The following is an 11,587-nucleotide window of genomic DNA, read 5'->3' as shown; positions in this document are numbered from 1 at the left end:
GGGCACGCGGACGCACGGCGCGAGCGATGCCCATCCCACGGAACGCGATACTAGTGACGCACGGTGATACACCGCGGCCGTCAGCCGGTCAGGTAGCGGCGCAGCAGCCGTTCGCCCTCGTCGATCGCGGCGAGCTCCACGTACTCGTCGCGGGTATGGGCGAGGTTCGGGTCGCCCGGGCCGTAGTTCAGCGCCGGGATGCCGAGCTCGGCGAAGCGCGCGACATCCGTCCAGCCGTACTTCGCCACCGGGACGCGGCCGGTGGCGGCGACGAAGGCGGCCGCGGCCGGCGCGGCGAGCCCGGGCGGCGCGCCGCCCGCCAGATCGGTCGGCTCCAGGTCATACCCGTCGAAGACTTCCCGGACGTGGGCGAGCGCCGCCTCGGGGGTGCGGTCCGGCGCGAACCGGAAGTTCACCGTGACCCGGCACAGGTCGGGGATCACGTTGCCGGCCACGCCACCGTCGATGCGGACCGCGGACAGCCCCTCGCGGTAGGTGCACCCGTCCAGGGTCACCGTCCGGGCCCGGTACTCGCCGAGGCGGCGCAGAACCTCGGCCGCCTTGTGGATGGCGTTGTCGCCGAGCCAGGAGCGAGCGGAGTGCGCCCGGGTGCCGGGCAGCGTGACGACGACGCGCAGAGTGCCCTGGCAGCCGGCCTCCACCTCCCCGGAGGTCGGCTCCATCAGGATGGCGAGGTCCGCGTCCAGCCAGTCCCGGTGCCGCGCGGCAAGGCGGCGCAGCCCGTTGCGGTCGGCGGTGACCTCCTCGTTGTCGTAGCAGATCCAGGTGACGTCGTGCCGCAGCGCACCGGCACCGGCGCCGGTGAGCGGCAGGGTGGCCGCCAGCCGCAGCGCGACCGCCACGCCCGCCTTCATGTCGGAGGTGCCGCAGCCGTAGAGGCGCCCGTCCACCACCCGCGCGGGGAGGTTGTCCGCCAGCGGGACGGTGTCCAGATGCCCGGCGAGCAGGATCCGCGACGGCCGACCGAGGAAGGTCCGGGCCACCACGGCGTCGCCGTCGCGGGCGACCCGCAGCCCGTCGACCGCCGCGAGAGCCTTCTCCACCGCGTCCGCGAGCGGCGCCTCCTCGCCGCTCACGGACGGCACGTCGACCAGCTGCCGGGTGAGCTCGCCGACCGGGGCGGTGAGGTCCAGATCCATGCCGTCGACCCTACGGCCCACAGGTATCAAGGGCCCCGGCCCCGGGCCAGGCTCGGTCAGTCGGGTCAGTCGGGTCAGCCGGGTCAGCCGGGTCAGCCGGGTCAGCCGGGTCAGTCGGGTCAGCCGGCGACGCCGTGCTCGCGCAGAACGTCGTTCAGCGCCAGCTTGTCGTGAATCTCGCCCTCCGCGAGGGTGCGCAGCACCAGGATGCACGGCATGGCGAACTCGCCGCCGGGAAACGACCTCAGCCGGCTCGAACCGACGGCGACCGCCCGCTCGGGGATCTCGCCGCGCGGGTACTCCTCGCCGGTGTTCGCGTCGAAGACGTGGGTGGAGGCGGTCAGGATCGCCCCAGCGCCGAGCTTGGCGCCTCGGCGCACCCTGGCCCCGTCGACGACCATGCACCGGCTGCCGACGAAGGCATCGTCCTCGACGACGACAGGGACCGCGTTCGGCGGTTCGAGCACGCCGCCGAGCCCGACCCCGCCCGAGAGATGCACGTTGCGGCCGACCTGGGCACAGGACCCGACGGTCGCCCAGGTGTCGACCAGGGTGCCCGCGCCGACGTAGCCGCCGATGTTGGTGTAGCTGGGCATCAGGATCGCGCCGGGCTCGACGTGCGCCCCCCAGCGGACGATGGCCCCCGGCACCACCCGGACGCCGTCAAACCTGGTCTTCAGCGGCATTCGGTCGTGGTACTGGAAGTCTCCGGCGGCCGACTCGGCCATCGGCAGCACCTTGAAGGACAGCAGGATCGCCCGCTTGGCCCGCTCGTCGACGACGACCGAGCCGTCCGCGGCAACGGTGGCGACGCGGGCGACCCCGGCGTCGATGGCGTCGACGGCCGCGACGACGGTCTTGCGGGCGTCGGCGTCGTCAGGGGTCAGGTCGGCCCGGCGGTCCCACAGCTCGTCGATGATGGGATCGATCGGGGAGTCGAAGGTCGTGTTGGGTGCGCTCACAGGCCCGACCTTACGAGGTCGGCCACGGTACCGGCTACGCTGCGGCTCCCACCCGCCCCGTGCCCGCGCGGTTACCGCGGGCCGCGCGGGATCCTGGCGGCGGTGGCCGCGGCCGGCCCGCGGGCCGGCCGCGGCGTCAGCGAATGTCCGGTTCGCCGCTCCACGAGCCGCCGGCGGCCTCGCGGCCGGCCCCGGAGGGCTGGCCGCGGCCGGTCGACGGGTCGTCGTAGCCGGCGGGGTCGTCGTAGCCGGCGGGACTCTCGTAGCCGGTCGCAGCGTCGTACCCGGCCTGGTTGTCGTACCGGGTCGGGTCGTCGTAGCCGCCCGGGCGGGCGCCGTAGCCGGGCTGCCGCCCGTAGCGCGGCGACTGCTCGTAGCCGGGCTGGCCCTCATAACCGGGCTGGCCCTCGTAACCAGGCTGGCCCTCGTAACCGGGCTGGCCGTCGTAGCCCGGTCGCGGCTCGTACACGGGCCGGGTCTCGTAGCCTGCCGCGGACTCGTAGGGCACCCGCGCCGGCGCGGCCGGGTAACCCGGAGCCGGGGCGTACCCGCCCTGCTGGCCGCCGTACCCCGCAGGGGGCCCGGACTGCTGGTAGCCGCCGGTGGCCGGTGGACCGCCGGCCGGCCCGGTCGGGTGCGATCCGGCGCCGGGATGGCCCGCCACGACGGCCGGCGCCAGCATCGTCATCCGCTCGGGAACGGTCGCCACCTGGGAGTCCGGCGCCGTCAGCGCGACCCGGACATGCTTGCGACCGCCCTCGCCGTAGAACGTGCCCGGCGCGACGAGCACGCCGACCCCGGCGAGGGCGTCGACCGTCGCCCACGCGTCCTCGCCGCGGGTGGCCCACAGATACAGGCCGGCCTCGCTGTGGTCGATGGTGAACCCGGCGACCGCGAGCGCCGCCGCGAGCACCGCCCGCCGGTTGGCGTAGCGGGCCCGCTGGTCCGCGACGTGCATGTCGTCGGCGTAGGCGGCGGCCATGGCCGCCGCCACCGGGGTCGGCATCATGAACCCGGCGTGCTTGCGGACCCCGATCAGCCCCTCGACGAGCTCCGGGTCACCGGTGACGAATCCGGCCCGGTAGCCCGCGAGGTTGGACCGCTTCGACAGGGAGTGCACCGCGAGCAGGCCCTCGTGGGAACCGCCGCAGACGTCCGGATGCAGCACGGAGACGGGCCGGCTCTCCCAGCCCAGTTCGATGTAGCACTCGTCGCTGGCGACGATGACGCCCCGCTCGCGCGCCCAGGTGACGACCGCCCGCATCTCGTCGATCGTCAGCACCCGCCCCGTCGGGTTGGCGGGCGAGTTCAGCCAGACGAGCGTCACCCCGTCCGCGGGGCCGACGACCGGCTCGCACCGGGCGAGCAGGGCGCCGACCTCATAGGTCGGGTACGCCGGCGTCGGCACCCAGACCCGGTCTCCGGGTTCGAGACCGAGCTGCCCCGGGAGCTGGGCGACCAGCTCCTTGGTACCGAGCACCGGCAGGACGGCACCCGGATCCACGAGGACGCCGAGCCGGCGGGCCAACCAGCCCGCCGCCGCCTCCCGAAGATCCGGGGTGCCGACCGTCAGCGGATAGCCCGGAGCATCCGCGGCACCGGCCAGCGCCTGTTGCACGACGGCCGGTGTGGAGTCGACCGGAGTCCCGACCGAGAGGTCAACGAGCCCGTAGGGGTGCGCGCGGGCCTTCTCCTTGAAGGAGACGAGCTGGTCCCAGGGGAAGTCGGGCAGCCGCACGCGGGAACGGGCTGGTGACCGCAGGACTCCGGAGGTGTTGCCCGACCTCCCAGAGCCGCTCAGGACTCGCCCTGGGGGGCCAGCGCGGCGACCGCCGGCGGGTCGAAGTCCAGTGCGCCGACCTTCGAGGCACCGCCCGGCGAGCCGAGCTCCTCGAAGAAGTTGGCGTTGGTGTCCGTGTACCCCTTCCACTGGTCGGGGACGTCGTCCTCGTAGTAGATGGCCTCCACGGGGCAGACGGGCTCGCATGCCCCGCAGTCGACGCACTCGTCGGGCTGGATGTAGAGCATCCGTCCGCCCTCGTAGATGCAGTCGACCGGGCACTCCTCGATACAGGCCCTGTCCTTGACATCGACGCAGGGCTCCGCGATGACGTAGGTCACCGGTTGTTCCTCCTCGGGCTCGCGGGCGACTGAGTCCTTAGTATCGACATGGACAGTTCCGTGTCGACAACAAGGGCGTGCGCTGGTGGTGTATGTCGTCCGCATCACTCAGGCCGACATCGGCGCGCGAGTCATGATCCGCAGACGCATCCCGGGTCCGATACCTCTCAGTGACGTTCTCGGGACACTACGGTCATGGTCAGCGCACGTACTGACGGTCGAAACGGCGGAGGGCACGCGCATCCAGATTACCGAGGATGACGTGGTCGCGGCACGCGTCCTACCCCCTCGACCACCCGCGCGGCGATCACGCACCAGCCCGGATGCGCAGGTCCCGAACGCGACAGGTCATCACGCCACCGGATCGGACATGCCGGCTCCGGGCACCATCGTCCGAACCCGGCCGGTCCGGCGCGCGACAATCCCAGACATGACGGAACAGGGCACTGCGGCGAACCCGGGCCCGGGGACGGCCGGCGGGCGGGCGACGTCCCCGAGCGACGCGGGCGGGGCGGATCGCGGATGAGCGCCCGCAGCCGCAGCCGGTTCGCCGAGGTCGTCCGGCGCGAGCCCGTCGACCTGGCCGTCGCCTGCCACCTGCTCGCCGCCGAGGCGGACGCGACCGCCGACGCCACCGACGCCGCGGCCACCCTCGGGGCCTTGGACGCGCTGGCCGCGCGCGCCCGCCCGCTGCTCGCCGCCCGGGCCACCGCCACCCGGGGGTTCCCCAGGGTGGAGCGCGGCACGCCACCGCCGGCGCCGCCGGCGCCGCCGGCCGGTGGCGCCGGAGCGGGGCAGCCGGGGGCTGGCGCCGACCCGGCCGGCCGCCTCGGCGAGCTGCGCCGCTTCGGCGCCCTTGATCCACGGACCGCGGCCGAGGCCCTGCACGAGGCCCTCGGGCTGGACGCCGGCTTCGCCGGTTCCGAGGACGACTACGACGACCTGCACTCCTCGTTGCTGCCCGACGTGCTGCGCCGCCGCCGGGGGCTGCCGATCCTGCTCTCCGTCGTCTGGCTGGAGGTGGCCCACCGGCTCGGGGTCGCCGCCTACCCGGTCGGCCTGCCGGGGCATGTCGTCGTCGCCGTCGGCTCGCCCGAGGACTTCGTGCTCGTCGACCCGTTCGCGGCTGGCCGGCTGCTGACGATCCACGACGCCGCGGCGAAGGTCCGCGCCGCCGGGGTCGCGTTCAACCGGGCGCACCTGGCCCCGATGAGTCCCCGGGACGTGCTGACCCGCATCCTCGGCAACATCCGCATCCTCGCCGCCCGTTCGGACACGCCGCGGACCCGGCTGTGGGCCGTCGAGCTTTCGCTGCTGCTCCCCCACCACCCGGCGAGCCTGCGCCGGGAGCGCGGCGAGCTGCGCGTGCGGCTGGGCGACTTTCTCGGCGGCGCGATCGACCTGACGACCTTCGCCGACACGGTGGACACGGTGGAACCGGCTGCGGCCGCCGCCGCCCGCCAGGCCGCCGCCGCGGCCCGCGCCCGCCTCAACTGACCCGCTTCGTGCCCCCGTCCTGAGCGGGAACCGCGTCGCGGGACGAGGCTGTGTCGAGGTACTTCCCCTCGAAGAAGACGAGCGGTCCGGCGTCGTTGCGAGGCTGCGCGAGCGACACCACCTCGCCGATCACCAGGGTGTGATCCCCGCCGGGATGGGTCGACACCGTCCGGCACTCGAAGACCGACAGGGCGCCGTCGAGCAGGACGACGCCGGTCTGCGCCCCGATCGTGTGCGCCCACTGGGCGAACATGTCGCCGGGGTGGTCGTACGCATGCTGGGCGAAGAACCGCGAGGCCTCGGTCATGTCGGCGGCGAGCACCGAGACGCCCCAGACCCCGGCGGCCAGCAGCGGGTCGTGGAACCGGGCATCGCGGCGGATGCTGATCAGCACCAGCAACGGGTCGAGGGAAACCGAGACGAAGGAGTTCGCCGTCATGCCGAGATGACGCCCCTCGGCAACCGTGGTGAGAACTGTCACACCGGTGGCGAACCTACCGACCGCCCGGCGGAAATCACCCGCATCCAGGGGTGCCCGGGCGGCGGGTGGACCACTGCGGATCTCCTGCGACAGGCTGCCCACCCGGCTCACGCTACCGCCGCGATCCCCTGCTGCGCTCCCGGACGCCGGAGCCGGTGACATCTCGCACAGTGTTCTGACATTCGCGTGGTGTTCTGACGTTCCGTCGATGCGGGCGCACGCCGGTACGGCCGGGAACGCGCTGGCGCCGGTCAGCGCGGGGGCGGGATCGCGGTGAGCCCGCGGCGCGCTCCGCCGAGGACGGCGACGACGATCGGGCTCAGGCCGCCGAGCAGCAGGAACGCGTAGGCGGTGGCGCTGGAGCGCAGCAGCAGGTCCCCCTCGGGGCGGGAGGCGGCGAGCAGCAGCACCACCGGGGTCCAGCCGATCAGCACCGTCATCGGGCCCAGCCGGGTGCCGGTCAGCCAGCGCAGCAGCAACGCCGCCGCCCCGTTGCCCACCAACGCCAGCAGCAGTCCGACGGACAGCAGCATGCCGCCCGGGCGGGGGCCGTCGGGGACGAGGAAGACGCCGTAGAGGCCCAGTCCGACGCCGAGGACGACACCCAGCGCGTACGAAACGCCGAGAAAGATCCGGCTCGGCTCCGGTTCGGGCGTCGGCGCCGCGGTGCCGGGCCGGCCCGGCGGCCACGTTTTCCCGCCCGGACCCACCGAACCGGTCACCCCGCTCACCCCCGCCGAGCCCTTCGCGCCCTTCGCGCCCTTCCCTGCGGCCGGCTGCGGCGCCCCGCCGGCCGCGGCGCCGCCCCCGGACAGGGCGCCCCGGACCGGGCCCGTCCCCGGCCGTCGGGATGACCGGGACGACTCGGACGACCGGGACGAAGGCGGCGTCCGACGGGGACCGGTACCGGGGCGGGGCATGGTCCGACAGTAGGACATGACGCGCGGGAACCGCCCGGGCAGTCCGACCGTCTCCCCTGCCGGGCGGCGGATTGCGACGCCGGCCACGCCCTCGCCCCACCGGGCCGGCCCCCGCCCGGGCGGCCTGCGCGCCTGCGGGGGGCCGGCCGGGCGAACGAGGCGGTCCCGACGTCGCCGGGATCAGGTGGTGACGAGCTCCCGGGGGACGACGATGACGTCCACCAGGGCGCCGCGCCGCCAGACCGTCAGCTCCACCGGCCGGCCGATCGTGGACTCCGTCAGCAGCCGCTGGAGATCGCCGGGTGTGACGATGGGCACCCCGCCCACCGACAGCACGAGGTCCCCGGTGAACAGGCCCGCGCCACCGGCGGGGCTGTCGACCACCACCTCGGCCAGGCGGACGCCGTGGCTCTGGCCGGTGCGTTCCGCGACGGCGGGCGGCAGCGGGGCACGCACCCCGGCCACGCCGAGGTAGGCCCGACGCACCCGGCCGTCGCGCATGAGCGCGGCGAGGATCTTCCGGGTCGTCTCGTTGACGGGGACGGCGAGCCCCAGCCCCACCCCGGCGACGGCGGTGTTGATCCCGACCACCCGGGCGTCGGCCGTACTGAGCGCGCCGCCCGAGTTGCCCGGGTTCAGCGCCGCGTCGGTCTGGATGACCTCGTCCACCACCCGCACCGCGGAGCCGGAACGGGTCGGCAGCGACCGGCCGAGCGCGCTCACGACACCGGCCGTCACGCTGCCGGTCAGCCCCAGCGGGTTGCCGACGGCGACGACGAGCTGACCGACCCGCAGCCCGGCGGCGTCGCCGAGGACGGCGGCCCGCGGGGTCGCCCCGCGGGCGCGCAGCACGGCGAGGTCGGAGAGCGGGTCGGCGCCGACGACGTCGAACTCGCGCTCGGTCCCGTCGGCGAACTGGGCGAGCCCGACCGGGGAGCCGCCACCGCCGAGATGTCCCTCGACGACGTGCGCCGAGGTCAGCAGGAAACCGTCGTCGGTGAACACCACCGCCGATCCCGCCCCGGCACCGCGCCGGGTCCGCACCCGCAGGCTGGCCACCGACGGGGTCAGGGTGGCGGCGACCCGGGTCACGACCGCCGAGTAGGCGTCCAGCGGCTCGTCCGGCCGGTTGGGGTATCCCTCGTTGCTGGCGTGCATCCGACCTCCCGGACACCCGTGCGTGCACTGATTACAGCGTTACATCGCTGCACGAGGTCACCAACGGTCCGGGACGCGGCGGGATTCCCGGGATGGTCAGAAGGTGACGCCGGCGAGGAGGTCCCGCTCGCGGCCGTCGGGACCGAAGCCCGGGCCACGGGTGCCCGCGGCGAGCACGAAGTGCTCCACGCCCCACGCCCGCTGGCCGATGCCGTCGGCGAGGGCGAAGAAGAAGCCGTCGACGGCCATCTGGGTCCGGTGCGCCCGCATCGCGGCGATCTTGGCGTCGAAGAACTCGGGCGCGGAGATCTCGGCGGTGATGTCGGCGTCGTCGACGAGCGTCAGCGCTATGTCGTCGACGGACTTCAGGCCGGCGAAGGGGTTGTTCTGATCGTCGGAGTCGCGGAAGTGCTCGAAACCCGCGACGGCGCGCGAGCGGGGCATCGCCGTCTCGTAGCGCTTGGCGACCTGCCAGGGCTCGCCGGTGCCCGGGGCAAACGCCGGGTCGGCGGCGTCGGTGAAGGCCCGCGCGGTGACCTGGTGGGCCCGGATGTGGTCGGGATGCCCGTAGCCGCCGTTCGAGTCGTAGCTGACCAGCACGTGCGGCCGGACGTCGCGGACGATCCGGACCAGCGCGGCCGTGGCCTCGTCCAGGTCGGCCCGCCACAGGCAGCGGGGATGGTCGTTCGCCGGGGTGCCGATCATGCCGCTGTCCCGCCAGCGGCCCGGGCCGCCGAGGAAACGCTGGTCGGTGATGCCGAGCGCGGCGCAGGACCCGGCGAGCTCGCCGATCCGGTAGCCACCGAGCTGGTCGCCGCGGTCCGCCCGCAGATTGATCAGCTCGGGCACCAGCACCTCCCCCTCCTCCCCCAACGTGCAGGTCACGAGGGTGACGGACGTGTCCGGGGCCGCGGCGTAGGAGGCGATCGTGATCCCCGTGGAGATCACCTCGTCGTCGGGGTGCGCGTGGACGAACATCAGCCGGCGGGCGGCCGGCGGGCTGGGCGGGGTCGACGGCGTGGTAGCAGACGTCACCTTCCCGACCCTACGGCCCGTTCCGGCCACAGACCCCGTTCCGGCCACAGACCCCGCCCGGCCACAGACCCCGCCCGGCCACAGACCCCGCCCGGCGAGGCCGGCCCCGCGTCCGCCCGCGGCGGACACGGCGACCCCATGAGCCACGCGGCGGCCGCCGGGCCGCGCGGCGACGAGGCGTGATCGCGCGAGAGGTCAGCGGCGGCGGGCGCGCAGCTTCTCCCGCTCACCGGCGGTGAGCGCCACCTTGCGCAGTCGGACGAAGCCCGGCGTCACCTCGACGCACTCGTCCTCGCGGCAGAACTCCAGCGCCTGCTCGAGGGTCAGCACCCGGTGCGGGGTGAGCCGGACCAGCTCGTCGCCGGTGGACGAGCGCATGTTCGTCAGCTTCTTCTCCTTGGTCGGGTTGACGTCCATGTCGTCCGCCCGGGAGTTCTCGCCGACGATCATGCCCTCGTAGACCTCGGTCGTCGGCCCGATGAACATCGTCCCGCGCTCCTGGAGGTTGAACAGCGCGTAGGCGGTGGCCGGGCCGCTGCGGTCGGCGACCATGGAGCCCGTGGCCCGGGTCCGCAGCTCGCCGAACCAGGGCTCGTACCGGTCGAAGACGTGGTGCAGCAGGCCGGTGCCGCGGGTCTCGGTGAGGAACTCGGTCCGGAAGCCGATCAGTCCGCGGGCGGGGACCAGGTACTCCAGCCGGATCCAGCCGGTGCCGTGGTTGACCATCTGCTCGACCCGGCCCTTGCGCAGCGCGAGGAGCTGGGTGAGCGTGCCGAGGAACTCCTCGGGAGCGTCGATGGTGAGGCGCTCCACCGGCTCGTGCACCTTGCCGTCGACGATCCTGGTGACCACCTGCGGCTTGCCGACCGTCAGCTCGAACTCCTCCCGCCGCATCAGCTCGACGAGGACGGCGAGCTGGAGCTCGCCTCGGCCCTGCACCTCCCACGTGTCGGGGCGCTCGGTCGGCAGCACGCGGATGGACACGTTGCCGACCAGCTCGGCGTCGAGCCGGTTCTTCACCAGGCGGGCGGTGAGCTTCTTGCCGGACCGGCCGGCAAGCGGCGAGGTGTTGATGCCGATCGTCATGCTGATCGACGGCTCGTCGACGGTGATCACCGGCAGCGGCCGGGGGTCCTCGGCGTCAGCGAGGGTCTCGCCGATGGTGATGTCGGGGATGCCGGCGACGGCGATGATGTCGCCCGGGCCGGCCTCCTCCGCCGGCACCCGCTCGAGCGCCTGGGTCATCAGCATCTCGCTGATCTTGACGCGCTGCTGGGTGCCGTCCGCGCGGCACAGGGTGGCCTGCTGGCCACGCTTGATCGTGCCGTTGTGCACGCGGCACAGCGCCAGCCGGCCGAGGTACGGGGAGGCGTCGAGGTTGGTGACCAGCGCCTGCAGCGGCGCGTCCGGATCGAACGACGGCGCCGGCACCGTCTCCAGCAGCAGGTCGAACAGCGGCTTGAGGTCGGGCGAGTCCGGGCTCGCGCCGTCGGCCGGGCGGGTCGTCGAGGCGCGGCCGGCCTTGGCGTTGCAGTAGATGATCGGGAAGTCGATCTGCTCCTCGTCCGCGTCGAGGTCGAGGAAGAGCTCATAGGTCTCATCGACGACCTCGGCGATCCGGGCGTCCGAGCGGTCCACCTTGTTGATGACGAGCACCACCGGCAGCCGGGCCGCGAGCGCCTTGCGCAGCACGAAGCGGGTCTGCGGCAGCGGGCCCTCGCTCGCGTCCACCAGCAGCAGCACCCCGTCCACCATGGACAGGCCGCGCTCGACCTCGCCGCCGAAGTCGGCGTGGCCGGGGGTGTCGATGATGTTGATCGTGATGTCGCCGTGACGGACCGCGGTGTTCTTCGCGAGGATCGTGATGCCCTTCTCGCGCTCGAGGTCCATCGAGTCCATCACGCGGTCGGTCAGCTCAGCGTGCTCGCCGAAGGCGCCGGACTGGCGCAGCATGGCATCGACGAGCGTGGTCTTGCCGTGGTCGACGTGGGCGATGATGGCCACGTTACGAAGATCGGCACGAAGGGACACGGTGGGGCGCTCCGGGGCGGACGTGGGGCTCTCAACCCCGCAACAACGACGACGGCACCGTGCGAACGACGGTGCCGCATGGAACCGGTGACGCGAGCGTCATGGCGCAACTTTCGCCACGGCGCCGACGCCGAGGCACGACGACGCGCCCGCCAGATCGGGCACTGGCGACGTCCGTGCCACTGCCCATGGTACGGACACCTCGCCCCGCCGTGGCCGGCC

At 73.7% G+C, this 11,587-nt stretch carries 10 protein-coding genes; 1 reads left to right on the top strand and 9 read right to left on the bottom strand.

The window, feature by feature from the left end; all coding sequences use genetic code 11:
• Positions 1–80: 80 nt before the first annotated feature.
• The 4 genes from dapE to fdxA form a co-directional block, all read right to left on the bottom strand.
• A complete protein-coding gene (dapE, locus tag FRAQA3DRAFT_RS26125) occupies positions 81–1,160 on the bottom strand; it encodes a succinyl-diaminopimelate desuccinylase (RefSeq protein ID WP_009742056.1) in 1,080 nt (359 codons plus the stop codon).
• A 119-nt stretch (positions 1,161–1,279) separates the two neighbouring features.
• On the bottom strand, positions 1,280–2,122 hold the full coding sequence (locus tag FRAQA3DRAFT_RS26120; RefSeq protein WP_009742055.1) for a 2,3,4,5-tetrahydropyridine-2,6-dicarboxylate N-succinyltransferase: 843 nt from the start codon (positions 2,120–2,122) through the stop codon (positions 1,280–1,282).
• 136 nt (positions 2,123–2,258) lie between these two features.
• Positions 2,259–3,860, bottom strand: a complete 1,602-nt coding sequence (dapC, locus tag FRAQA3DRAFT_RS26115; RefSeq protein WP_009742054.1) for a succinyldiaminopimelate transaminase — start codon at positions 3,858–3,860, stop codon at positions 2,259–2,261.
• Between the two features lie 59 nt (positions 3,861–3,919).
• Entirely contained in the window at positions 3,920–4,243 is a 324-nt protein-coding gene (gene fdxA / locus FRAQA3DRAFT_RS26110) for a ferredoxin (protein WP_009742053.1), read from the bottom strand.
• Positions 4,244–4,765: 522 nt separating this feature from the next.
• Here fdxA and FRAQA3DRAFT_RS26105 point away from each other — a divergent pair.
• Positions 4,766–5,740, top strand: a complete 975-nt coding sequence (locus FRAQA3DRAFT_RS26105; RefSeq protein ID WP_009742052.1) for a transglutaminase-like domain-containing protein — start codon at positions 4,766–4,768, stop codon at positions 5,738–5,740.
• On the opposite strand, the gene FRAQA3DRAFT_RS26100 is transcribed toward FRAQA3DRAFT_RS26105, so the two are convergent.
• From FRAQA3DRAFT_RS26100 to typA, 5 genes are all read right to left on the bottom strand, one after another.
• Positions 5,733–6,332, bottom strand: coding sequence for a flavin reductase family protein (locus tag FRAQA3DRAFT_RS26100; protein WP_009742051.1), 600 nt, complete (start codon positions 6,330–6,332; stop codon positions 5,733–5,735). The genes FRAQA3DRAFT_RS26105 and FRAQA3DRAFT_RS26100 overlap by 8 nt on opposite strands.
• A gap of 140 nt (positions 6,333–6,472) precedes the next feature.
• Positions 6,473–6,943, bottom strand: coding sequence for a DUF6113 family protein (locus FRAQA3DRAFT_RS26095; RefSeq protein WP_232291771.1), 471 nt, complete (start codon positions 6,941–6,943; stop codon positions 6,473–6,475).
• A gap of 378 nt (positions 6,944–7,321) precedes the next feature.
• Positions 7,322–8,299, bottom strand: coding sequence for a S1C family serine protease (locus tag FRAQA3DRAFT_RS26090; RefSeq protein WP_009742049.1), 978 nt, complete (start codon positions 8,297–8,299; stop codon positions 7,322–7,324).
• A 96-nt stretch (positions 8,300–8,395) separates the two neighbouring features.
• A complete protein-coding gene (mshB, locus tag FRAQA3DRAFT_RS26085; protein ID WP_009742048.1) occupies positions 8,396–9,277 on the bottom strand; it encodes an N-acetyl-1-D-myo-inositol-2-amino-2-deoxy-alpha-D-glucopyranoside deacetylase in 882 nt (293 codons plus the stop codon).
• A 252-nt stretch (positions 9,278–9,529) separates the two neighbouring features.
• Positions 9,530–11,365 (bottom strand): translational GTPase TypA, encoded by a 1,836-nt coding sequence (gene typA / locus FRAQA3DRAFT_RS26080; protein WP_009742047.1) that lies wholly within the window; start codon positions 11,363–11,365, stop codon positions 9,530–9,532.
• Positions 11,366–11,587 lie beyond the last annotated feature (222 nt).

Source organism: Frankia sp. QA3, assembly GCF_000262465.1.
In the GTDB taxonomy this organism is placed as follows: Bacteria; Actinomycetota; Actinomycetes; order Frankiales; family Frankiaceae; genus Frankia.
This window is presented reverse-complemented; position numbering and strand designations above follow the sequence as displayed.

Bases quoted from the DNA above. Each gene is read 5' to 3' on its own strand.
- dapE (WP_009742056.1), bottom strand. From the start codon at position 1,160: ATGGATCTGGACCTCACCGCCCCGGTCGGCGAGCTCACCCGGCAGCTG.
- FRAQA3DRAFT_RS26105 (WP_009742052.1), top strand. From the start codon at position 4,766: ATGAGCGCCCGCAGCCGCAGCCGGTTCGCCGAGGTCGTCCGGCGCGAG.
- FRAQA3DRAFT_RS26090 (WP_009742049.1), bottom strand. From the start codon at position 8,299: ATGCACGCCAGCAACGAGGGATACCCCAACCGGCCGGACGAGCCGCTG.
- mshB (WP_009742048.1), bottom strand. From the start codon at position 9,277: ATGTTCGTCCACGCGCACCCCGACGACGAGGTGATCTCCACGGGGATC.